Here is a 23023-nt window from a genome sequence, read left to right as displayed (position 1 = left end):
ACGGCCTCGACGACGCCGTGAAGCGATCGCCGGGTCAGTCGACGCCCGCCAATTGCCCGTCCAGCTTGTCGAGCGACTGCGCCAGGTCGCGCCAGCGCTTGCCGCGGTTCTTTTCCTTGGTGTCGCTGGCCTCGATCAACAGCAACGACTGCCTGACCAGCATCCGGGCCGGGCCGCAGGATGGCTCCAGGCCGGTGACGCGCTGATCGCCCACCGTGAACAGCAGCAGTTCGCCGTCATGGAACACGGCTTCGCTTCCGGCCGGCACCGTGGCCTGCAAGGCGCGTTGCCAGGTGTCGAGCAAGCGCTCGGCCAGCGCGGCCGGCATCGGCACTTCGCGCACCTTGGGCGACTGGTCGGTCTTCAGGCTGCGGCTGATGCCGCCCGGAATCGTGCTGACGCTGTCCACGCGCTCGCTGGCGCTCGCCGAGCGCAGCGCCCAGGCCGTGTTGCCGCCTACCGGGCGCATCAGCATCACGCCACTTTCCTTGCCGCGCACCGGCAGGCGCACGAGGCTCAGCGCCGGCACGTCGCCGTCGGCGAACAACTCCTCCACCGCGCTGCCGTGGTTCTGGGTGGCCGGCGGCCAGCCGTGGCCGAGATCGAGCAGGCATCCACTCTCCGCGTAGGCCAGCGGGGCGACGGCCAGCAAGCCGGCCAGGGTCAATGCACGCCACCCGGGCGCACGCGGCATGAAAGCAGGCGACATCACAGCAGCAGCCGGCGCATGTCGGCCAATGCCTGGGCGAGGTAGACGGCGAAACGCGCCGCCGCGGCACCGTCGATCACGCGATGGTCGTAGCTCAGCGACAGCGGCAGGATCAGGCGCGGCTTGAACTTCTCGCCGTTCCAGACCGGCTGCATCGCCGCCCGGGACACGCCCAGGATCGCCACTTCCGGCGCATTGACGATCGGGGTGAACTTGGTGCCGCCGATGCCGCCCAGCGAACTGATCGAGAAACAGCCGCCGCTCATCTGGGCCGGGCCGAGCTTGCCTTCGCGCGCCTTGGCGGCGAGCTCGCCGGTTTCCATCGCGATCTCCATCACGCCCTTGCGGTCGCAGTCGCGCACCACCGGCACCACCAGCCCGTTGGGCGTGTCGGCGGCAAAACCGATGTGGAAGTACTGCTTGAGTACCAGGGTCTCGCCGTCCGCATCCAGGGAGGCGTTGAAATCCGGGAACTTCTGCAGCGCGTTGGCGGCCGCCTTCATCAGGAAGGCCAGCATGGTCAGCTTGGTCGCCTTGCCCTTGGCGATGAGCTTCTCGTTCTCCCGGTTGAGCTGCACGCGCAGCGCTTCCAGGCCGGTGATGTCGGCGTCCTCGAACTGGGTGACGTGCGGGATCATCGCCCAGTTGCGCGCCAGGTTGGCGCCCGAAATCTTCTGGATCCGCGACAGCGCGCGGGTTTCGGTCGGGCCGAACTTGCTGAAGTCGACCTTCGGCCACGGCAACAGGCTCAGGCCGTTGCCGCTGCCGGCCGCGGCGACCGCACCGCCGCCCTGCATCGCGTCCTTGACGAACTTCTGCACGTCTTCCTTGCCGATCCGGCCACCACGCTGGCTGCCGGCGACCTGCATCAGATCGACTCCCAGCTCACGCGCGAACAGGCGTACCGCCGGGCTGGCGTAAGGCACCTTGCCGGGCAGCAGCTCGCTGGCGTCGAACACCACCGGCGGTGAGCTCGGCGACGTAGCGGCAGCGGTCTCGCGCTGGGCCAGCCTGTCGGGTGTGCCGACAGCGGTCGGCTCGACCTGGGTCGCGGTCTCGACGGCGCGGGTTTCCTGGCTGGCAGCGACCGGCTCGGCGCGGGCTGGCTCGGCGCGGGCTGGTTCGACGCGGGATGGTTCGGCCGGCTCTGCGGCGGCAGCGGCCGGACCGGCAGCAGCATCGGCGGACGGCTCGATCAACGCGACCACCGAACCTTCGGCGATCTCGTCACCCAGCTTGACCTTGAGCTCGCGCACCACGCCGGCGAACGGCGCAGGCACTTCCATCGTCGCCTTGTCGGACTCCAGCGTGACCAGCCCCTGATCCACCTGGACCGTGTCGCCGACCGCAACGAGCACTTCGATCACCGGCACGCCGTCGTAACCACCGATATCCGGGACGCGTGCTTCCTTCAACTCAGCCATGTTCGGCTCCGCCTTGCGCGAAAGCCCTATTGTGGCCGCTGCAGGCAGGACGCGCCAACCGTCGGGACGCGGCGTACCGTGGCGTTTGGTCTGCTGGCGGCGAGGTCGCCGGACGCAGCATCGAAGTGGAAACACCGGCGCCAGGCTGGCGGTCTGCGCAAGCCAGGCTTGCGCGCGGGAGTGTGTACCCGACACCGCTTGCCGCTCCCCGACACCGTGCGATGCGTGGCGTATTACGCCTGCGGCCGATGTGCCCTGCATCTGATATCGACAACCGACCCGACTGCCGCACGCCGCCGCGGTGGGACGGGTGCCGCACGCAACCGCGCACCGGATCCAGCGCCGGTTCAGCCGTGACATGACATCCGCGTCACGCGCATGGCCACGGCAGGCGAAAAAAGTTCCGCACCGGCGATACCGCGCACCAATCGATGTTCATTCGCGGGTGACTAGGGTGGCCGGGCCTGCCAGAAACCCGGCCGGCATCCCCCACAAGTCACAAGAAACCTGGAGTCCCCCATGATCCGCTTCCGTCATTTGACTCTCGCCCTGTTGGGTACCCTGGCCTTCGCTCCTGCGGCCGCGTTTGCGCAGGACGCCTATGCCACCCAGACCACCAGCAGCACCGACGGCGCGACCAAGCGCTTCGCGGTGGTTGGCGGCTACGCCTTGAGCGAGCCGACCAGCAACCCCTCCATTGCCGGCGCACGCACCCCGGTCGATGGTGATGGCGCCGCCACCCTGAGCGCCAGCTACTACGTGACCGACAACATCGCGGTCGAGGCGTGGGGCGCGGCCGACAAGTTCGGCCACCGCGTCCGCAACGCCAACGGCGGCAAGCTCGGCAGCGTAAACGCGCAGCCGTACGCGGTCAGCGGCCAGTACCACTTCGGCACCAGCGAGCAGACCCTGCGTCCGTTCGTGGGCCTGGGCTACTACGAGACCAACTACGACGGCGAATCCGCCGAGCCGACCGGCGCACTGGCCGGCCAACGCATCGGGGTGGAAACCACCAAGGGTGCGATGGCGACCGCCGGCGTGGACGTCAAGCTCAGCCCGAGCTGGTTCGCACGCGCCGACCTGCGTTATCTGCACGGCGACTCGAACGTGATGCTGGACGGCCAGAACGCCGGCAAGGCGGAACTGAATCCGGTCGTGCTGGGCGTGGGTCTGGGCGCACGCTTCTGATCCGACCGCGCCGATTCAGTGGGCCGATCCAGTGGGCCGATTCAATCCGGCCTGATCCGATCCGGCACGTAATCCGCTTCCTGCGACGGGCCTTCGGGCCCGTCGTTGTTTTCCGCCGCTGGTGCGGTTGCGGCCGGTCAAAGATCCCCGGGTGGCCGGATAGCCGCGTAGCCGGGTGGCGCATTGCGCCTGCGGCTAATGCGCCCTACGGGTGTTCAGCCTCGGCGTGTACGCGCTCGCGGCGCAGCATGTACAGACCGCTGGCAACGATGATGCCCGCACCCAGCCAGGTCACCGCATCGGGCAGCACGCCCCAGATCGTCACGTCCAGCAGCACGCCCCAGACCAGCGCGGTGTACTCCAGCGGGGCCAGCAGCGATGCCGAACCGGTCCGGAAGGCCTCGGTGATCGCGTACTGGCCGATCGCACCGGCCAATCCGATTCCGGCGATCACCCAGCCATCCTGCAGCCGCAGCGGCACCCAGTTGGGCCAGGCCAGCGCGCCCGCCCCCAGCGCCAGCATCACCAGCAGCCAGACGATCATCGACGCGCTGGAATCGGTCCGCGCCAGCACGCGCACGGTGAGCGCGCTGACCGCATAGCCGGTGGCCGCGAACAGCACCGCCAACGCGGCCCAGCTGAGCATGCCCTCGCCGCTGGGACGCAGCAGCACCAGCATTCCCAGCAGGCCGATCGCGATCGCGGTCCAGCGCCGCGGGCCGACGTGCTCGCCCAGGATCGGCACCGACAGGGCCGTGATCAGCAGCGGCGCGACGAAGAAGATCGAATACGCGGTGGTCAGCGGCAGGCTGCGCAGGGCGAATGCGAACGACGCCATCATCGCGATGCCGATCGCGCCACGCAGCAGGTGCAGCGACCAGCGCACCCGCAGCAGCGGCGCCAGACCGGTGCTCGCCAACACCCAGACCAGGATGAACGGCAGCGAGGAGGCGCCGCGCAACGAGGCCACCTGCATCGCGGGATAGATCCCGGCCAGCTGCTTCAATCCCGCATCCATCAGCGCGAACGCGGCGACGGCCACCAGCATCATCAACGGCGCCGGCAGGCGGGGCGGCAAGGCGGTCATGGGGGCGTTCACCGGGCGACGGGCGGCCAGCATAACCGGCGTACGCCCGTCACCCCGGACCGTCGCGCGGGTGGGGTCAGTCCGCGCCGCCCAGACTGGCGATGTCGATCACGAAGCGGTAGCGCACATCGCCACGGATCATGCGGTCGTAGGCCTGGTTGATGTCGGCGATGTCGATCAGCTCGATGTCCGAGGCGATCCCGTGCTCGGCGCAGAAGTCGAGCATCTCCTGGGTCTCGCGGATGCCACCGATCAGCGAGCCCGCGAGCTTGCGCCGCTGCATGATCAGCGGGCCGGCGGCGACCGGCACCGGCTGGTCGGGGATGCCCAGCAGCACCATCGTGCCGTCGAACTTCAGCAATCCCAGGTAGGCGTTGTAATCATGCGGCGCGGAGACGGTGTCGATGATGAGGTCGAACCGGCGCGCCAGGGTCTTGAACGTGGCCGGGTCGCGGGTCGCCGCGAACTGCTGCGCGCCGAGCGTCAGGGCGGCCTCGCGCTTGGACTCGGACGTGCTGAGCACGGTCACTTCCGCGCCCATCGCCGCGGCCAGTTTGACCGCCATGTGGCCCAGCCCACCCAGCCCGACCACCGCCACCCGGTGACCGGCCTTGACGCCGTAACGGCGCAACGGTGACCAGGTCGTGATGCCCGCGCACAGCAGCGGCGCGGCGCGATCGAGCGGGATCGATTCCGGCACCCGCAGCACGTAATCCTGGTGGACCGTGATCCGGGTCGAATAGCCGCCGTAGGTCGGCGCCCCGGTGTCGCGCTCGCGCGAGTTGTAGGTGCCGGTCATGCCCTCGGTGCAGTACTGTTCCTCGCCGGCCCGGCACTGCCCGCAACGGCGGCAGGAGTCGACGAAACAGCCGACCCCGACCGCATCGCCGGGTTTGAACCGCTGCACGCCCTCGCCCACCCGCGCGACCCGGCCGACGATCTCGTGCCCCGGCACCATCGGGAAGATGCCCGAGCTCCCCCATTCCGCCCGCACCTGGTGCACATCGGAATGGCAGACGCCGCAATACAGGATGTCGATGAGCACCTCCCCGGCGCGCGGTTCGCGGCGCTCGATCGTCCAGGGAGCCAACGGCGACTGGCCATCGGGGGCGGCATAGGCGGCGGTCTTGAGCATGGCGGTTCCGGTTCGGTGCTGAAGCCGGCGAGTCTAGACCGGTGGCGGCGAAAAGCCCGTCGGCACGATGGGCCACGATCGCCGGCAGCCCGTTTCCGCCCGGCTGCGCTACCCTTGCCTGTCGTTCATTCCCGGAGCCCGCCATGCCTTCCTTCGACGTCATCTCCGAAGTCGACAGCCACGAACTCACCAACGCCGTCGACCAGGCCAGCCGCGAGCTCACGACCCGCTTCGACTTCAAGGGCGTGGACGCCAGTTTCAGCCTCGACGACGAGGTCATCAGCCTGTCGGCGCCCAGCGAGTTCCAGCTCCAGCAGATGACCGACATCCTGCGCGCGCGCCTGATCGCCCGCGGCATCGACGCGCGCTGCCTGGAGTTCGGCGACGTGGAGACCAACCTGGCCGCCGCGCGGCAGAAGGTCACCGTCAAGCAGGGCATCGAGCGCGAGCTGGCGAAGAAGATCCAGGCCACGCTGAAGGAGTCCAAGCTCAAGGTGGACAGCCAGATCAACGGCGAGAAACTGCGCATCAACGGCAAGAAGCGCGACGACCTGCAGGCCGCGATGGCGCTGCTGAAGGCCGCCGAGTTCGAGCGCCCGCTGCAGTTCGACAACTTCCGCGATTGATCGCGCCGGGCCGTTTTTGACCGGCCACGTTTCGACCTCGTGCCCATGACCGCCGAAGACCCGATCACCGCGACCCGCCGCTGGCTGCAGCGCGCGGTGATCGGCCTGAACCTGTGCCCGTTCGCCAAGGCGGTGCAGGTCAAGGACCAGATCCGCTACGTGCTCAGTGAAGCGGCCACCGCCGACGCGCTGCTGGAAGAACTGGCCGCCGAACTGGTCTGGCTGCACGACACCGACCCCGCCGTGGTCGATACCACCCTGCTGATCCACCCGCAGGTACTGACCGACTTCCACGACTACAACGACTTCCTCGACCAGGTCGATGCCGCGATCGACGCACTCGGCCTGGAAGGCGAGATCCAGGTCGCCAGCTTCCATCCCGATTACCAGTTCGCCGGCAGCGACTTCGACGATGCCGCCAACTGCACCAACCGCTCCCCCTACCCGATGCTGCACCTGCTGCGCGAGGCCAGCGTGGAACGCGCGGTGGAGGCATTCCCCGATCCGGATGCGATTGTCGAGCGCAATATCGCGACGTTGGAAAAGCTGGGTGTAGAGGGCTATCGGCGGCTGTTGGAGCCGTAGGAATTTCGCGATGCGGTGCAGCAAGCCCGCAACATGAAAAACATCGAAACCGCCCGATCCGCGAAAGCCCGCTTCGGAGAGATCGACGCCCTGAACGGGTATCGCTCCTCGGCTCGGTCGGCCCGCTGCGCGGTCCGGCCCGGCGCAGCGCACCGGGCGTTCGCGCAGGCGCGCGGCAGTGCCGCGCAAACCGCCTGCGCTCACCCCTACCCGACTCGCCGCCGCGGACATCCATGTCCGCTCTACGCAACACCCATCCAGGACACCGCATCGGCGAGTGGTTTTCATGAGGCCCGCGAGAACAAGGCCGCGGAGCTTGTGTAGGAGCGACGTCAGTCGCGACCTGCACATCGTGTCCAACATTCGCAGCTTCGCGACTGACGTCGCTCCTACAAAAAGCCGCGTTCCCTCCCAATCACCCACTGGGGCAGCCGATAGCGCGGACCGCTCTCCTTCCCAGAACAGCCGCAACGACCCGCGGGAGACGGGGCGTGGGGGTATTGCGGAAAGCAGGCCATGGGTGAGCGCGGCCCCGAGTCAGGGCAGGACACCCTGACCGAGGGGTGCAGCAATAGCCCCCGTGGCCCGGCTCCCGCAGCGCGAAAAAACCATAGCCGCTCGTGAGGCTTCGGCTTCCTGACAGTGCATAGCGCCAGATCTAGGCCTACTCCCCCAAGCCCACGCCCCGACCAGAGGGAGTCGGGGCGTGGGGGTATTGCGGAAAGCAGGCCAGGGACGGCCTGCGTCCCCGAGTCAGGGCAGGACGCCCTGACCGAGGGGTGCAGCAATCGCCCCCGCGGCCCGGCTCCCGCAACGCAGAAACCATCGAAGCCGCTCTTGGCTCTTGGTTGTTGTTGCCGCTGCCCCCGATGCATCACCCGCGACGATGCCGCCCGGAATCAGAATCAGCCGGCTGCAGCGCCAAACAGCAGTTCCAGATCGCCTGCCCCCAGCACCCGCCACTCCCCCGCAGGCAACCCATCCAACGCCAGACCACCGACACGGCTGCGATGCAGTGCCTCCACGTGGTTGCCGACCGCGGCGAACATCCGCCGCACCTGGTGATAGCGGCCTTCCGTCAACGTCAGGTGGGCCGAACGCGGACCGGTCACTTCCAGTGCCGCGGGTGCGAGCGGCGTGGTTTCCGACTCCAGCAGCAACTCGCCGCTGGCGAACACCGCCCCCTCGTCGCCACGCAGATCCTCGGCGAGGGTGGCGTCGTAGACCTTGGCGAGCCGCGCCTTCGGCGACACGATCCGGTGCAGCAGCTGGCCGTCGTCGGTCATCAGCAGCAGGCCGCTGGTGTCGCGGTCGAGCCGGCCGACCGGTGACAACAGCGGCGAGCGCAGGCGGAAACGCGGGGGCAGCAGGTCGTAGATGATCCGGCCGGGATCCTTGGTCGAGCAGGTGTAGCCGACCGGCTTGTGCAGCATCAGCACCAGACCAGCGGGGGGATCGAGTGGCTCGTCGTCAATGCGGATGGCGTCGTGGCCGACCTTGTCATCGGCGTACAGCACCTCGCCATCGGCGTCGGTGATGCGGCCCTCGCGGAACATCCGCGCGACCTGCTTGCGGCTGCCGTAGCCCAGGTTCGCGATCAGCTTGACCAGTTTCACCGCGACTGCCTGCGCAACTCGCCGCGGTTGAACGGCTTGACCTTCGGCGCGGGCTTGGCGGGCAGCGCCTTCACCGCTTCGATGATCTTGAAGCCGTCGTTCTGGGCGACCGTGCGCACGCTGCCGAAGCTGTCGGTCAGCACCGATTCGTAAGGCAGGTGGCGGTTGGCGACCAGCCACAGCCGGCCGCCGGGCTTCAGCGCCTCGGCGGCGACGGCGATGAAGCGACGGCCGATGTCCGGCCGGTCGGCACGTCCCTGGGTATGGAACGGCGGATTGCTGATGATCACGTCGTACTGCTTCGGCAGGCCGGCGGTGACGTCGTGCCAGTGGAAGCCCAGGGTCGCTGGCGTTTCGACCGCGCCGAGGTTGATGCGGGCGAGATCCAGTGCGCGCTCTTCGGCCTCGTACAGGTCGAGCGCGGTGATCCCGGGGCAACGCGCCAGCAGCTCGACCGACAGGTAACCGAAGCCCGCACCCAGATCGGCGGCGGCGCCGGCGAGATCGGCCGGCAGCTGCTCGACAAGCAGGGCCGAAGCCGGGTCGATGCGGTCCCAGGCGAACACGCCGGGCCGGCTGGTGAAGCGGTCGCCGGCGATGCGGCGCGGCGCATCCAGCTTCCGCCATTGCGCCTGCAACGCGGTGTCGAGCGACGCCGCGCTGTCGGCGACGTGCAGCGGCGCGGTCCAGAACACCCGGCACTTGTTCTTGGTCAGGTCGCCGACCGCGCCGGCAAGCTTGCGCAGGTCGTCCTGGGCCGAGCGCGCACCCTCGTTGTTGCTGACACAGGCGACGATCCGGCCACCCGGCGCGACCCGCTCGACCGCGCGGGCATACAAGGCGCGCGCCTCATCGCGCTGGCGTGGCGGCAACACCAGCACCAGCGGATAACGCGCCTCATCGTCGGGCTTGACCAGGGTCAGACCGGCGCGCTGCAACGCATCGGCGTCGGGCTTGAAGCTCTGTTCGCAGACCAGTCCGGGCAACGGGCGCTGGTGCAGCGGCCAGCCGTCGCGGGCGCGCAGGAACAACGCGCCACCTTCCTGCGGCCATGGCAACAGGCCCTGGACGAAGGGCAGCAACAGGGTTTCCAGGGCGGGGTCGTCAATGGCCACGGCGTGCATCGGTTCGGGGAAGTCGCGCAGTTTAGCGTGGCGCGCGTGGCGGGCCGGTGCTTGCCATCGTGGTGAACGCCAGGCCGGCTTCATCGCGGCACAACACCCGCCGGGCCACCCTGACCGCAGTTCTGGACCGGAGCAGCAGGCCATGCGCGCACTTTTCATCGGCGGCACCATCGACAACAGCGAAATGGACATCGACGGCGCGCCGCCGGTTCATTACCCGGCCAGCACCGGCGCGGGCCGGCCGCGCTACCGCCTGCATCAACTCGGCAAGCGCGACGGCGAGGTGGCCTATGCGGTGTATGCCGCGCCGGAGATGGATAACGAGGAGGTCCAGCGGGTCGTCGAGGAGCGCGATTACGCCCGCCGGTTCCTGGCAACGCCGGTCATGGTGGAGCGATGAATCCGCAGCGGCCCGGCGGCTGCCATGCGTTGCGGCCGTGCCTGTACAGGTAATGCCGGGGCCGCTGACGACGGCCGGCGGCCGGCGGCATCCGTCCCTCAGCCCTGCAGTTCGCGCAGCGTGACCGACGGCGGCGCGTCGAGCACCTTGCGGGTGGCGTACATGCCGGCCGCCAACGCCGCCAGCATGCCCAGCAGCGCACCGGCCGCCGCCATGCCCCAGTTGGCCTGCCACGGCAGGTCGAACACCCGTGTCGCCACCACGCCGGCCAGCACCGAGGCGGCGATCGCGGCCACCGCGCCCGACAGCAGCCCGATCGTGGCGAACTCCGACGCCTGCGCCAGCCGCAACTGACGCCGGCTGCCGCCGAGCACGCGCATCACCCCGCCTTCCAGCAGACGCTCGTCCTGACTCGCGCTGACCGCGGCCATCAGCACCAGCACGCCGGTCGCCAGCGAGAACCAGAACACCACCGACACCACCACCGACACCTGGTCGGCGGTGCCGCGCACCTGCGCCAGCACCGCGTCGATGTCGATGACGGACAGGTTGGGAAACCGCCCGACCAGCTCCGCGGTGAACCGGCTGTTTTCCGGCTGCACGCTGACCGCGGTGATGTGGCTGGCGGGAAACCCGTCCAGCGATCCGGGCGAGGCGACCACGAAGAAGTTCGGCCGGAAGCTTTCCCAGTCGACCTCGCGCAGGCTGGTGATGGTCGCGCTGAACATCTGCCCCGCGATGTCGAATGTCACGTTGTCGCCGATCTTCCAGTTCAACGATTCGGCGTAGCCGCGCTCGACCGAGATCTGCGGGCTCGCCGGCACCTCCGCGCCCCAGAACGTCCCGGCCACCACCCGGTTGTCGTCGCCCAGCGTCGCCGCCATCGACAGGTTGAACTCGCGGTCGGCGCGGCGCTGGGCGCGGTTGTCGCCGTCGTCCGTCTCCTCGGCAAAATCCTTGCCGGTCACCGGCTGGCCGTTGTGCGCGACCAGCCGCGCGCGGATCATCGGGTACAGGGTCGGTGCGGCGATGCCCTGGTCGGCGATGAACGCGCGCACCGGGTCCACCTGGTCGTCCTGCACGTTGATGATGAAACGGTTGGGCGCATCGGCGGCCAGTTGCAGTTGCCAACGGTCGAGCAGGTCGGTGCGCACGAAAGTCAGCAGTAGCAGCGCCATCAGCCCCAGTCCGAGCGACGCGACCTGGGCGATGCTGGTGACCGGGCGACGGCTGACGTTGGCCAGCCCGTACCGCAGGCTGCCACGCAGGCGCGAGCGCACGGCGCGCAGCAGCACGATCAGGCCCCAGGCCAGCGCCGACAGCACCGCGAGCGTGGCGAGGATGCCGACCAGCATCGCGCTGCCCAATGCCGCCGAGCCGGCCTTCCACCACAGCAGCGCGCCGAGCCCGGCCAGTCCGGCCGCCATCACCAGCCACGCGCTGGGTTCGGTCGGGTCGAGATCGCGGCGCAACACCCGCAACGCCGGCACCCGGCGCAGCGCCAACACCGGCGGCGCGCCGAATGCGAGCAGCACGACCAGGCCGACACCGTATCCCTGCAGCGCCGGCATCCAGCCGGCGGACGGAATCGCCATGTCCAGCATCGGCTCCAGCCACAGGCCGATACCCCACTGCAAGGCCAGCGCCAGACCGACGCCGACGGTGCTGGCAATCAGGCCCAGCATCAGCAACTCGCCGATGTGGATGCCGGCCAGCGTCGTCTGGCTGGCGCCGAGGCAGCGCATCACCGCGGTGCCCGACAGGTGCCGTTCGCTGTGCTGGCGCGCGGCCATCGCGACCGCGACCGCGGCCAGCACCACCGACACCAGCGCCGCCAGCCCGAGGAAGCGGCCGGCGCGATCCAGCGCGGAACGGATCTCCGGGCGCGCATCGGCAACCGTCTCCAGCCGCTGGCCACGGGCCAGTGCCGGCTTGGCGGTGGCGACGAACTTTTCCACCGCGCCCGGCTCGCCGGCGACCACCAGCCGGTAGCGGATGCGGCTGCCTTCCTGCACCAGGCCGGTCGTCGCCAGATCGCCCAGATTCACGAACACCTTCGGCGCGATATTGAAATAGTCCAGCGCCGCATCGGGCTCGGCGACCACCAGCGCCGCCAGCGTGAAGCGCGATTCCCCGATGCCGAGGGTGTCGCCGATCCGTGCGCCCAGGGTGTCGGCACCGGCGCGGCTGAGCCAGGCGGAGCCGGGGGCAGGCACGCCGGTTGCGTCGTGCTCGATGCCGTCGCTGCCGACGATGCGGAACGCGCCACGCAGCGGAAATCCGTCGCCCAGCGCGCGCAGGTCGCCCAACTTCAACCGCGCGCTGCCGCCCTCGCCGACGCTGATCATGGTGTTGAGTTCGACCGTGTCCGCACGCCGCAGGCCGGTCGCGCGCGCCGCCTGTTCGAGCGCCGCGCCGATCGGCGCATCGCCGCGCACCACCGCGTCGCCACCGAGCAGGCGGTTGGCCTCGATGGCCAGCGCGCGTTCGGCGCGATCGGTGACGAAGCCGACCGCGGTCACCGCCAGCACCGCCAGCACCAGCGCGGCGAGCAGGATGCGCACGTCGCCGGCCTTGAGGTCACGGCGCAACTGCCGCCAGGCCATCGCAGCGATCTTCATCACGCCGTTGCGGGCGCGCCTGTCCGTGGACAGCGCCTTCATGCCGCCTGCGACTCGTGCGCCACCAGCCGGCCACCGTCCAGCCGCAGCCGCTGGCCGCAGCGCCGGGCAAGCTGCTCGTCATGGGTCACCAGCACCAGGGTCGTGCCGGCCTGCGCGTTGAGCGCGAACAGCAGCTCGATGATCGCCTGCCCGGTGCGGCTGTCGAGGTTGCCGGTGGGCTCATCGGCGAACAGCAGCGACGGCCGGGTCACGAACGCGCGGGCCAGCGCGACGCGCTGCTGCTCGCCGCCCGACAGCTGGCGCGGGTAATGGCCCAGCCGCTCGCCCAGCCCGACCTGCTGCAGGATCGCGCGGGCCGGACTTTCGACCTCGCGGTCGCCGCGCAGCTCCAGCGGCAGCATCACGTTCTCCCATGCGGTCAGCGACGGCAGCAGCTGGAAGTTCTGGAACACGAAACCGACCTTCGCCCCGCGCACCCGCGCCCGGCCGTCCTCGTCGAGCGCCGACAACACCTCGCCATCGAGAACCACCTCACCGCTGCTGGGCGTGTCCAGGCCGGCCATCAGCGACAGCAGCGTGCTCTTGCCCGAGCCCGATGCACCGACGATCGCCACCGTGTCGCCTTGCGCGATCGTGAAGTCGACCCCATCGAGAATGGTCAGCTCGCCCGAAGGCAGAGGCACGCGCTTGCCCAGCCCGCTGACTTCCAGCGCAAACGTCGACGTGGCGGAGTCCGGTCGGATCGGGGTTTCAGCAACGGCGGCAGAACGATTGGCCATGATGGCTCCTGGTGGCGCGAACCTGCGCTGCGCCAAGGTGGAAAAGAAAATGAAGCAGAAGAGGGAATCCGGAACGTGACGGCATCCACAACGACACCAACGATGACGGCCCGAACCGCAACAACCATGACGATGACTGCGCGATATGCGGCTTGGCGACCGCGTATTCAATGCGTGGCGGGCCTGTTGCTGCTGGCAGTCGCCATGCTGTTGATGCCGGCGCGCGTGCAGGCCGCAGCGCCCACCACCCACACCGTACTGGTGATGGGCGACTCGCTCTCGGCCGGCTACGGCATGGCGGCCGAGCAGGGCTGGGTCGCGTTGACGGCCCGGCGCATCGCGAGCGAGAAGCCCGGCTGGCGCGTGGCCAATGCCAGCATCAGCGGCGAGACCACCGCCGGCGGCGCGGCGCGGATCATCGACGCGCTGGTCCGGGAGCGTCCGGAGGTGGTCGTGATTGCACTGGGTGCGAACGACGGCCTGCGCGGCCTGCCCACGCAGCAGAGCGCCAACCATCTCGCCTACATGATCGGCGCGGCGCACGGCGCGGGCGCGAAAGTGCTGCTGATCGGCATGCAGATGCCGCCGAACCTCGGACCGGCCTACACCCGCGCGTTCGAGGCCAACTACCGCAACCTCGCCGACCGCTTCCATGTCGCCCTGCTGCCGTTCCTGCTGGCCCCGATCGCGACCGACCGCGATGCCTACCAGGCCGACAACCTGCACCCGACCGCCGCCGTGCAGCCGCAGCTGCGCGACCATGTCTGGTCCCGGCTGGTCCCGCTGCTGGACGACTGAACCGCCATCTGCGCTGCCGGTCGCCTGCCTGCCCACGCCGCGATCGGCTCGATGGTTGTGTACGGGCGCCAAGGCGATGGACGGCAGCGTCACGGGCGGCAGCCTGCGCAAGGCGCAGGCGCGACTGGATGAAACCGCCGGTTCGAGCGCGACAGACCGGGCCGGCGACTAGAGCGTCGCCTGGCCGGTCAATACCGGATACGGGTTGATCGCGGTGCCTTCCCACCAGCGCTTTTCCGGACCAAGCCGGAAAATGCCGAAGTGCAGGTGTGGGGCGTCGTCGCTGGCGTTGCCGGTGCTGCCGACATAGCCGATCACCTCGCCCTGCTTCAGCGCCTGGCCTTCCGCCAGGTTGGCGGCGTAGCGGTCCAGATGCGCGTAGTAGTAGGCGTAACGGCCACTGGGCTCGAACTGGTAGATGGTCAAGCCACCCGGCTCGCTGTCGAACAGTTTCTCCACCGTGCCGTCGGCGACGGCCAGCACCGGGGTGCCGCGCGGCGCCATGATGTCGATCGCCTCGTGCACCCGGCTTTGGCCGCGGGCGTCCTCGAAGGTGTTGTCCAGCTCGGCGACCTCGACCCCGCGTACCGGCACGATCAGGCGCGGCGGGTGCCCTCCGCCAGCGTTGGCGCGCGGGGGCGTGATCGGGGGGGTATCGATCCGGACGCGATCCGGCGCAACCGGTTCCCGCCCGGGTTCGGCGGCGGCCGGAACACCGTCGTCGGGGCCCGGGCGGGCGGGCGCGTCCGGCGCGTCCGGCGCTTGCGCATGCCGGGTGCGTTCGCGTTCGAACACCCCCACCGCGGCCGGGTCGGCGTGCTTCCAGGTCATCAGGAAGTACACCGCGTTGGCGCCCACCAGCAGCCCGGCGAGGAAGATCAGCAGCGCCCTCATCGGATACCCGTCGCCCACGTGCCGATGGCGTCGATCATGGCTGCAGCACCGCCAGCGTCCCCGGCGCGACCGCCTTGGACAGCGCCAGTGCACTCCAGTTGGTCATGCGGATGCAGCCGTGGGACTGGGTCTTGCCGATCGTGGACGGCTCCGGCGTGCCGTGGATGCCGTAGTGCGGTTTGGACAGGTCGATCCACACCACGCCGACCGGATTGTTCGGACCCGGCGCGATCTCCGCCTTGCTGTGCGCGGGATCCGCGTCCCAGAACAGCTCCGGGTTGTAGTGGAAGGTCGGCTCGCTGGCGACGCCCTTGATCGTCCATTCGCCCAGCGGCAGCGGGTCGTGCGAGCTGCCCATCGAGGCGGGCCATTGCGCCACCGTCTTGCCGGACTCGTCAACCAGCATCACCACCGAGTCGGACTTGTCGACCACGACCTTGCCCGCCTTCGGCAGCGCGGCATCGCTCACGTTGGGAACCTGCCAGGTCACCCCGGCCTGCAGTTTCGTGTCCGGATTGAGTTCGCGCAGCAACTTCGGGCTGGCATGGAATCGCTCCCCCAACGCTTCGATCGCCGAGGTGTAACCGAGCGTGTCGAGCTTGGCCTTGTCGACCATGTCGGCGGGGATCTTGCTGAATGGTCCGGCGACATCGGCGTCGGTCAGCGGGTAGCCGATCAACGCATCGGCGCTGTCGGCATTGAGCGCGGCCCAGGTGGCTTCATCCACCACGCCGGTGATCTCCAGGTCGCGACTGCGCTGGAAGCCCTCGATGGCGCGACGGGTGTTGGAACCGAAGCCGCCGTCGATCTCCCCGGGCGAGAAATGCGCGCGATCGAGCAGCACCTGCGCGCGCAAGATCGCGGCTTTGCTCTGGTTGCCGGCATCGGCACCCACCGCCGTCACCATCCGCACGTCGTTCACCGCGGCGGGGGCCAGTCGTCCGGCGCTGTCCTGGGCGAGCACGGCGGCTGGCAGCAACGCCAGCGCGCAGGCAAGCGCCCACCCGCGGTGGGGACGCTGGGCGCACAGGGCGCGGACGTGACAACGGTTCGCAGATTCACTCATGGGGTCGCTCCGGATCAGATTGCGACCGATGCTGCGTGATACGCATTGGCGACGACGTGAACGCTAGCGTCCCGCCTTGCTGGCGACTGAAGCGCCCGCGCCCGCGCCACCGGCGTTGCTGTTGCAGCCGATGAACCGCGAGCCATGCAGCCACTGCATGTCAGGGTAATAGGCGAACAGCATCTGGCCGCCCTTCAGACTGTCGATCAATTCGTGGGCGACGCCGGCGCGCACGGCCGGACAGCCGTAGCTGCGACCCAGCCGCCCCTGCTGCACCGCCTGCCGCGGATTGACGTAATCGGCGCCGTGGATCACCAGCAGGCGCTCGCGCGCGCGGTCGTTGATCCCCGGCTCCAGCCCGTCCATGCGCAGCGAATACCCGTTGCCGCCGACATAGGTCTCGGCCGTGCTGAACAGGCCCAGGCTGGACTGCAGGCTGCCCTCGACATTGGAAAACGCGGTGGCCAGGTTCGCCCCGCTGTGCTTGCCGTGCGCGACATGCTCGGAATACAGCAAACGCGCGTCCGCCAGTGAGAACACCCACAGCCGCGGCTCGGTCGACGGGCGCGAGTAGTCGATCACCGCCAGCCGCTGCGGCGGCGCCGCTTCACCGTGGGCGACCGCGCAACGTTGTGCCTGCACCGCCAGGGCGATCACTTCCGGGTCCGCAGCCGGCGCTGCCGCGACCAGGCGTTCGGCAAGCGTCGGTTCTGTTGCCGCAAGGATGGCCGGTGATGCGGGCAGGGTTGGTACAGACACGCCAACCGCGCCGGGTGTGGTGGAGCAACCCGCCATCAAGGCGACGGACAGCACCGCCAGCGCGCGCAGGCAGGCACGAAATACCGGTGGCGAAAACATCGGCACATTTTAGCGGCCGCCGCCGCGGGCTGGATGAACGTCCGGGCCGGCGTTCAGACCTGCTGGTCCGCTCGTGAAAGCTTTGCCAGCTCCTGTCGTTGCGCGTCTTGCCACCCGGTCCACGGATCGCCGCGCAAGCTTGCCGCCCGCCGCAACGCCCGCGCCAGCGGATAGTCGGCACCGGATCGGGTGCGGCCAAGCTCGTCCCAGCGCAGCGGCATTGCGACGGCTGCCCCCGGACGCGCCCGCAGCGACCAGCTGGCCACGCTGGTCGCACCGCGGCTGTTGCGCAGCCAGTCGATGAAGATCACCCCGCCGCGCTTGGCCTTGGACGCGGTCGCCACGTACCTGTCGGGCGCGTGGGTCGCCATCGCATCGGCGAACGCCTCGCAGAATGCCTTGGTCTCGCTCCAGCCCGGCCCCGGCGCGATCGGCACCACCACGTGCACGCCCTTGCCACCCGACAGGCGCAGGAAGCTCGCCAGGCCGATCTCGTCCAGCCGGGCCCGCACGTCGCGGGCGCCCGCCCTGACCGCAGACCACGGCACGCCGTCGCCGGGGTCCAGGTCGAACACCAGCCGGTCGGGATGCTCGACGTCCTCGATCCGCGCGCCCCAGGGGTGCAGCTCCAGCACGTTCATCTGCACCAGATCGAGCAGGCCGTCGAGGTCGTCGATGTAGACGTACTCCGCCCGCGCGCCGCCCCTCTCCTTGATTGCCACGGCATGCACGCGCCCGCCGAGGCTGGCGGCGTGGTGCTTCTGGAAGAAGCACTGGCCCTGCACGCCGTCCGGACAGCGCAGCAGCGACAACGGCCGCTGCACGACCTCGGGCAGCAACCGCGCGGCGACCGCGCGGTAGTACTCCGCGACCTGCTGCTTGGTGATCTTCTCGGCCGGATAGATCAGCTTGTCCGGGCTGGTAAGCCGTGCCGTGGCTTGATCGCGCACGTTCTGCCTGTCCACCTTGGTGCCCTCCACCTCGCTTGCTCCGACATCGGCCGGGTCTTTGTCCTCGCGCATCCGCTGGTAGCTGGCCTGGCGCAGCAGTCCTTCCTTGCCCCAACCGCGGAACGCCACTTCCACCACCAGCTCCGGCGCGACCCAGGTCACCTCGCGTGCGGCAAACGGCACATGCGGCGGCAGGCTTACCGTCGCCTCGTCACGCGACAGCCGCCGCAGCCGGATGCCCAGGTCGCGCAGGAGCGCATCGTCGAAACCGGTGCCGACCCGGCCGAGGTACTTCAGCTGCCCGGCATCGCGCGTCGCCACCAGCAACGAGCCGAAGCCGACCCGCGAGCCCTTGGGCGCGGTAAAGCCGACGACGATGAACTCGTCGGTCTGCGCGTGCTTGATCTTGAGCCAGGTGCTCGACCGCCCCGGCGTATAGGGCGCATCGATGGCCTTGCTGATGATGCCCTCCATGGCTTGCTTCCGGCTGGCCGCGAACACCTCCGCGCCGTGGTCGGCGATGTGCTGGCTGTAGGCGAGCACGTCCTGCGGCGCGCCCGCCAGCAGCTTCTCCAGCAACGCCTTGCGTGCGTCCAGACGGGTGCCGGTGAGATCGATCCCGGCCAGGCTCGGCAGGTCGAACACGACGTAGCGCAAGGTCGCGTTGGCGGTGCCCTCGATCGTGCGCTGGAGCGCGGAGAAACTGTTGCGACCTTGGGCATCCAGCGCGATCAGCTCGCCGTCCAGGCTCGCGGACGCCACGCCCAGGCCTTCCAGCGCGACGACGATCTCGGGGTAGTCGGCCGTCCAGTCCAGGCCATTGCGCGAGCGCAGACGGGCCTTGCCATCGTCGATGCGCGCGAGCAGGCGGTAGCCGTCCCACTTGAGTTCGTGCAGCCAATGGTCGCCGGTCGGGGGTGACCCGCGCAGGGTCGCCAGCTGGGGAGCGAATCCGGTATCGCCGCGCAACGGCCTGGCGCCGTCGAGGGCCGCGGCGCGGCGATGCCAGTCGGTTTTCCGGCGTCGCGCGGGTGACGGCCCGGCGGTGGCGCGGGCCGATTTCACGCCCGTTGCCTTGGCGGGGGCGGTGGACGAGGCAGCGGTTGTCGACTTCCTTGCTGCCGATTTCGCGCCCCCCGGTTTCGCTGCTGTTCCCACAGGTTTTTCCGGGCCCGACGGCCGCCGTCCCTTCCAGCCTGCCGGCGCTGGTGCGTCGACCAGATCGTCGGCCTCCGCGTCGGCGGCGTACTCGTCGTCGCGCTTGAGCAGCAGCCATTGCGGCTTGGCCGCCGGCTTCGCGGTGCGGATCAGCTTCCAGCCGCCGCCGAGCTTGCCGCCGTGCAGGACGAAATCGATCTTGCCCGCCGCCAATGCCTCCAGCGGGTCGCCGTCACAGCTCCACACCCCGTGGTCGAACACGTCCACGTGGCCGGCGCCGTAATGTCCCGCCGGGATGTCGCCGGCGAAGGTCGCGTACTCCAGCGGGTGATCCTCCACCTGCACCGCCAGTCGCTTCTCGCCGGCCCGCAGCGACGGCCCTTTCGGCACCGCCCAGCTCTTCAATGCACCGTCCATCTCCAGCCGGAAATCGTAGTGCCGCACGCTGGCGTGGTGCAGCTGGACGACAAAGATTGACCGCCTGCTGCGCCGGGTGCCGGTCGCGCCGACCGGCTCGGGGGTGTGGCCGAACCGGCGCTTGCGGGCGTACTCCTGCAGGCTCATGCCGAACCCGGCCTAGGCGACTTTGCCGCGCTTCTTCGTGACCGCTTTGCGCGCCGGCTTGGCCGGGCTGGAATCGCTCCTGGAGGCGCGTTTGGAAGCCGCGCCGGCCGCCTTTTCGGCAGCGGCCTTCGCGGCTTTCGTGCTGGCCTTCGGCGCCGGTTTTGCCGTGACTTTTTTCGCGGCCTTCTTCGCCGGGCCATCGGACTGCGGGGCATCCGAACCGGTCGCAGATGCCTGGGCCGGCGTGCGCCGCTTCCTGGCGATGCTCTGCTGCAGCAACGACATGAAATCGACCACATTGGTCGCCGCGTTCTCGTGCAGCTCCGGCTCCTCGTCCTCGCGCCTGACCACGCCCTTGTCCTTCATCCGCCGGCGGATCACCTGCTGCAGGCGTTCGCGGAATTCGTCCTGGTACTGGGTCGGATCCCAATCGCCGGACATGGTCTCGATCAACTGCTCGGAGAACGCCTGCTCCCGGGCGGTGATCCGGTAATCGGCGCCCTTGCCTTCGGGGATCCGGTACTCGTCGATGTCCACCAGTTCCTGCGGGTAACGCATCATCAGCAACAGCAGCGCATCGCCGTGCGGCATCACCGCGCACAGGTGCTCACGGGTGCGGATCACCACCCGCGCAATGCCGATCCGGCCGGTGGCCGACAGCGCCTCGCGCAGCAGCACGTAGCCCTTTTCGGCCTTCTTGGCGGGCACCAGCACGTAGGGCTTCTCGAAATAGCGCGGGTCGATCTGGCTGGCCTGGACGAAGGCTTCCACCTCGATGGCGTCATGGCTTTCCGGGGCGGCGGACCTGATGTCCTCGGGCTCGAGCACGACGTAGCTGCCCTTGTCGTACTCGAACGCCTTGACGATGTCCTTCCAGGCCACCTCCTCGCCGCTGTCCGCGTTGACCCGCTCGTAGCGGATCGGCGTGTTGTCGCGCGCGTCGAGCATGCGGAACGAGATGTCGGTGCGACGTTCGCCCGACATCAGCGACACCGGGATGTTGAGCAGACCGAATGACAAGGTTCCGGACCAGATCGGGCGGGCCATGGGGACTCCTGCGGCAGCCACATGCGGCCATCAAGTATCGAAAGTCCGGCGTGATGTACGTGTCGAGCGGATTTCACCGCCCATTGCTGTCCACGGCGATAGGGTTGGCGCTGGACTTCCCCGCAAGGCGCGCCCCATGACCCGCAATGCCGAACGCGTGCATACCGACCCGGCCGACATCGCCCGGATACAGCAGCAGATCGAGCAGCTTCCCAACGGCGCCCACGTCAGCCTGCGGATGGAGGACGGCAGTCAGGTCGAGGGCATCGTCGCCGCACGGCCGGTCGCCCAGGTGTTCTTCGGCCCCGATGGCGAGGAGGGCACCAACGCGGTGCTGCGACTGGAACAGCCCGCGATGTACCACCCGGAAACCGCGCGTGTGCACGATGTCTGGGTGGACCGGATCCTCGCAATCAAGCGCCTGGATCCGGGAGGAATCGCTACTGCCTGATGCCGGCTGGTTGGTCCGCGTGAACCGACGCCGGCCGGTTCAGTCCGCCGCCGCGATCTGCCGCAGGGCCTGCTCGAACAGCTCCACCGGCTGCCCGCCCTGGATCAGGTGGCGCCCGTTGATGATCACCGCCGGCACCGCGTGGATGCCGCGCTCCTGATACAACCGCTCCTGCGCACGAACCTGGGAGGCGAACTCGTCGGAAGCCAGCAGCTGGCGGGCCCGCGCAACGTCCAGACCCGCCATGCCGGCCAGCCGCACCAGCACCTCGTGCGAGGAAACGTCCAGGTCATCGGTGAAGTACGCGTGCAGCAACGCGTCCTTGAGCGCCAGCTCCTGCGCGCGCCCCTGCGCGCCTGCCCAGTGCAGCAGCCGATGGGCATCGAAAGTGTTGTAGACCCGGCTGCGCTGGTTGAAGGTGAACCCGACCTCGGCACCGCGCTGGCGGAGCACCTCGCGGTTCTGCGCCAGCTGATCGGCGTCCAGCCCGTATTTCCCGGCCAGATGCTCGTTGGTGTCCTGGCCCTCGGGCGGCATCTGCGGATTCAGCTCGAACGGCTGGAAGTGCAGCTCGACCGCGACCTGGTCGCCCACGTTGGCCATCGCCTGCTGCAGCGATTTCAGCCCGACCGCGCACCACGGGCATGAAACGTCGGAGACAAAATCGATTCGCAGGGGCTTGGACATGGCAGTGGCTCGAAGGGACCGATACCTATGGATTGGGGCAGTGGCCGTGACGATCAAGCCACGGCGCCAGCCCAGGCCGGTCGCACGCGGGTGTCCCCGCTCGTAGGTTCAGCACCTCCGCAAGCCGGGCCCGTCGTGGTCGGCAGGCCTTCGCAGCGAAGTAAAGGCGGAGACCGGGGGACATGAGCGGAGAAGGCGTGCCGACCACGACGGGCTGCACCTGCCCCGCCTCACCGAGGCTCTGTCAACGCACAAAGAAAAACCCGGCCGAAGCCGGGTTTTCCTGGTATCTCGTGCGGCTGCCGAAGCAGCTGCAGTCGATCGATGCTTACAGCGCTTCGACCGCGTCAGCCTGCAGGCCCTTCTGGCCCTGGGTGACGGTGAAGCTGACCTTCTGGCCTTCCTGCAGGGACTTGAAGCCCTGACCCTGGATCGCGCGGAAGTGAACGAACACGTCCTCGCCATTCTCACGGGAAATGAAGCCAAAGCCCTTGGCATCGTTGAACCACTTGACGGTACCGGTTTCACGGTTCGACATTTTCTTGCTCCTTGGAACTAGTTTTCTGAAATACCGCTTTCGCGGCGAGGTGCTGGTTGCAAGGAGTAAGCGAGGTGCAACGATGTAGCGGATCTGGGATCTACAGCATCGGGCCACGATTCACGGTGACCCTGGCAAACAGCAAGGCGAACCCTAACGGCAGCAGATTCGGATTGCAACAACTTTTGCACCGCGGTGTGTCTGCATTCAGTGCCGCCGCCCGGGCCGGCCGGCGCGGCGGGACCCGCAAAGCCCCATCTGCCGGCCGCGCCGATTATCCTGTGCCGATCCCGACGGGCTGACGCCGCCCACTCTTCCGTTCAACCGAGCTTTTGCCATGACCGACCCGACCACCCCGCCCGACCGCCTCGCCGCCAACCCGCGCAGCCCGTACTACAACGAGGAGCTGTTCCAGCGCGGCATCGGCATCCGCTTCAACGGCGAGGAAAAGACCAACGTCGAGGAGTACTGCATCAGCGAGGGCTGGGTGCGGTTGCCGGTCGGCAAGTCGCTGGACCGTCGCGGCAACGCGATGACGATGAAGTTCAACGGCACCGTCGAGGCATATTTCCTCGATGCCGAAATCGGCGATGCCGAAGCGGATACCGAATAGCGGATTCCGAACAGGGCGTGACGCACCAGGGCCGGCCGCACATCCCGGCAACCGGCAGCGCCCCGCTGTATCACCCCAATTGCGCGGGGCGGTTCACTGCCG

The 23023-nt window shown here is 68.9% G+C and carries 23 protein-coding genes; 8 read left to right on the top strand and 15 right to left on the bottom strand.

Annotated elements, in window-relative coordinates:
• Positions 1 to 34 precede the first annotated feature (34 nt).
• Positions 35 to 709: a hypothetical protein gene (locus N792_RS10795; RefSeq protein WP_156969385.1), complete on the bottom strand. Its 675-nt coding sequence runs from the start codon at positions 707 to 709 to the stop codon at positions 35 to 37.
• On the bottom strand, positions 709 to 2394 hold the full coding sequence (locus tag N792_RS10790; protein WP_425478884.1) for a dihydrolipoyllysine-residue acetyltransferase: 1686 nt from the start codon (positions 2392 to 2394) through the stop codon (positions 709 to 711). Before N792_RS10790 ends, N792_RS10795 begins: the two co-directional genes overlap by 1 nt.
• Positions 2395 to 2652: 258 nt before the next feature.
• On the opposite strand from N792_RS10790, the gene N792_RS10785 reads away from it, so the two are divergent.
• Positions 2653 to 3321, top strand: coding sequence for an OmpW/AlkL family protein (locus N792_RS10785; protein WP_036194982.1), 669 nt, complete (start codon positions 2653 to 2655; stop codon positions 3319 to 3321).
• Positions 3322 to 3526: 205 nt separating this feature from the next.
• Here N792_RS10785 and N792_RS10780 read toward each other — a convergent pair whose 3' ends face one another.
• Positions 3527 to 4408, bottom strand: coding sequence for a DMT family transporter (locus N792_RS10780; RefSeq protein ID WP_052103980.1), 882 nt, complete (start codon positions 4406 to 4408; stop codon positions 3527 to 3529).
• A 76-nt stretch (positions 4409 to 4484) separates the two neighbouring features.
• Positions 4485 to 5543, bottom strand: coding sequence for an NAD(P)-dependent alcohol dehydrogenase (locus N792_RS10775; RefSeq protein ID WP_036194980.1), 1059 nt, complete (start codon positions 5541 to 5543; stop codon positions 4485 to 4487).
• A gap of 143 nt (positions 5544 to 5686) precedes the next feature.
• Between N792_RS10775 and N792_RS10770 the strand changes: the two genes are divergently transcribed.
• From N792_RS10770 to N792_RS14035, 3 genes are read left to right on the top strand one after another with little or no spacing between them, the layout of a single operon-like run.
• A complete protein-coding gene (locus N792_RS10770) occupies positions 5687 to 6169 on the top strand; it encodes a YajQ family cyclic di-GMP-binding protein (protein ID WP_036194979.1) in 483 nt (160 codons plus the stop codon).
• A gap of 45 nt (positions 6170 to 6214) precedes the next feature.
• Positions 6215 to 6754 (top strand): DUF1415 domain-containing protein, encoded by a 540-nt coding sequence (locus N792_RS10765; protein ID WP_036194977.1) that lies wholly within the window; start codon positions 6215 to 6217, stop codon positions 6752 to 6754.
• A gap of 33 nt (positions 6755 to 6787) precedes the next feature.
• A complete protein-coding gene (locus tag N792_RS14035) occupies positions 6788 to 7078 on the top strand; it encodes a hypothetical protein (protein ID WP_156969384.1) in 291 nt (96 codons plus the stop codon).
• A 581-nt stretch (positions 7079 to 7659) separates the two neighbouring features.
• Here N792_RS14035 and N792_RS10760 read toward each other — a convergent pair.
• Both N792_RS10760 and N792_RS10755 read right to left on the bottom strand, forming a co-directional pair.
• Positions 7660 to 8370, bottom strand: a complete 711-nt coding sequence (locus N792_RS10760; protein ID WP_036194976.1) for a pseudouridine synthase — start codon at positions 8368 to 8370, stop codon at positions 7660 to 7662.
• Positions 8367 to 9494: a class I SAM-dependent methyltransferase gene (locus tag N792_RS10755; RefSeq protein ID WP_036194974.1), complete on the bottom strand. Its 1128-nt coding sequence runs from the start codon at positions 9492 to 9494 to the stop codon at positions 8367 to 8369. Before N792_RS10755 ends, N792_RS10760 begins: the two co-directional genes overlap by 4 nt.
• Positions 9495 to 9636: 142 nt before the next feature.
• Between N792_RS10755 and N792_RS10750 the strand changes: the two genes are divergently transcribed.
• Positions 9637 to 9894, top strand: a complete 258-nt coding sequence (locus N792_RS10750) for a hypothetical protein (RefSeq protein ID WP_036194973.1) — start codon at positions 9637 to 9639, stop codon at positions 9892 to 9894.
• Between the two features lie 98 nt (positions 9895 to 9992).
• Here N792_RS10750 and N792_RS10745 read toward each other — a convergent pair whose 3' ends face one another.
• Together N792_RS10745 and N792_RS10740 are read right to left on the bottom strand one after the other, a co-directional pair.
• Positions 9993 to 12557, bottom strand: coding sequence for an ABC transporter permease (locus N792_RS10745; protein WP_224743878.1), 2565 nt, complete (start codon positions 12555 to 12557; stop codon positions 9993 to 9995).
• Positions 12554 to 13297: an ABC transporter ATP-binding protein gene (locus tag N792_RS10740; protein WP_036194970.1), complete on the bottom strand. Its 744-nt coding sequence runs from the start codon at positions 13295 to 13297 to the stop codon at positions 12554 to 12556. The genes N792_RS10745 and N792_RS10740 overlap by 4 nt, the downstream gene beginning before the upstream one ends.
• Before the next feature lie 174 nt (positions 13298 to 13471).
• Between N792_RS10740 and N792_RS10735 the strand changes: the two genes are divergently transcribed.
• Positions 13472 to 14095 carry an arylesterase gene (locus N792_RS10735; protein ID WP_224743879.1) on the top strand — a complete coding sequence of 208 codons (624 nt, stop codon included), beginning with the start codon at positions 13472 to 13474 and terminating at the stop codon, positions 14093 to 14095.
• A 168-nt stretch (positions 14096 to 14263) separates the two neighbouring features.
• On the opposite strand, the gene N792_RS10730 is transcribed toward N792_RS10735, so the two are convergent.
• The 5 genes from N792_RS10730 to ku form a co-directional block, all read right to left on the bottom strand.
• On the bottom strand, positions 14264 to 14989 hold the full coding sequence (locus N792_RS10730) for a M23 family metallopeptidase (RefSeq protein ID WP_036194969.1): 726 nt from the start codon (positions 14987 to 14989) through the stop codon (positions 14264 to 14266).
• A gap of 34 nt (positions 14990 to 15023) precedes the next feature.
• Positions 15024 to 16055, bottom strand: coding sequence for a L,D-transpeptidase family protein (locus N792_RS10725; RefSeq protein ID WP_425478883.1), 1032 nt, complete (start codon positions 16053 to 16055; stop codon positions 15024 to 15026).
• 63 nt (positions 16056 to 16118) lie between these two features.
• Complete coding sequence (locus N792_RS10720) at positions 16119 to 16850, bottom strand: murein L,D-transpeptidase catalytic domain family protein (RefSeq protein ID WP_052104011.1); 732 nt, start codon at positions 16848 to 16850, stop codon at positions 16119 to 16121.
• Between the two features lie 116 nt (positions 16851 to 16966).
• Positions 16967 to 19585, bottom strand: a complete 2619-nt coding sequence (ligD, locus tag N792_RS10715; RefSeq protein WP_036194967.1) for a DNA ligase D — start codon at positions 19583 to 19585, stop codon at positions 16967 to 16969.
• A gap of 12 nt (positions 19586 to 19597) precedes the next feature.
• On the bottom strand, positions 19598 to 20632 hold the full coding sequence (ku, locus tag N792_RS10710; RefSeq protein WP_036194966.1) for a non-homologous end joining protein Ku: 1035 nt from the start codon (positions 20630 to 20632) through the stop codon (positions 19598 to 19600).
• A gap of 136 nt (positions 20633 to 20768) precedes the next feature.
• Here ku and N792_RS14115 point away from each other — a divergent pair, with 136 nt between their 5' ends.
• The gene (locus N792_RS14115; RefSeq protein ID WP_036194964.1) at positions 20769 to 21083 is read left to right on the top strand and encodes a DUF3247 family protein; all 315 of its coding nucleotides are present in this window, start codon (positions 20769 to 20771) and stop codon (positions 21081 to 21083) included.
• A gap of 39 nt (positions 21084 to 21122) precedes the next feature.
• On the opposite strand, the gene N792_RS10700 is transcribed toward N792_RS14115, so the two are convergent.
• Entirely contained in the window at positions 21123 to 21770 is a 648-nt protein-coding gene (locus tag N792_RS10700) for a DsbA family oxidoreductase (protein WP_036194963.1), read from the bottom strand.
• Between the two features lie 328 nt (positions 21771 to 22098).
• Positions 22099 to 22308, bottom strand: coding sequence for a cold-shock protein (locus N792_RS10695; RefSeq protein WP_036194962.1), 210 nt, complete (start codon positions 22306 to 22308; stop codon positions 22099 to 22101).
• 337 nt (positions 22309 to 22645) lie between these two features.
• Between N792_RS10695 and N792_RS10690 the strand changes: the two genes are divergently transcribed.
• The gene (locus N792_RS10690) at positions 22646 to 22921 is read left to right on the top strand and encodes a DUF3297 family protein (protein WP_036194961.1); all 276 of its coding nucleotides are present in this window, start codon (positions 22646 to 22648) and stop codon (positions 22919 to 22921) included.
• The last annotated feature ends 102 nt before the right edge of the window (positions 22922 to 23023 follow it).

This window comes from Lysobacter concretionis Ko07 = DSM 16239 (assembly GCF_000768345.1).
In the GTDB taxonomy this organism is placed as follows: Bacteria; Pseudomonadota; Gammaproteobacteria; order Xanthomonadales; family Xanthomonadaceae; genus Novilysobacter; species Novilysobacter concretionis.
The sequence above is the reverse complement of the archived record's forward strand: the minus strand, read 5'-3'. Positions and strand labels throughout refer to the sequence as shown.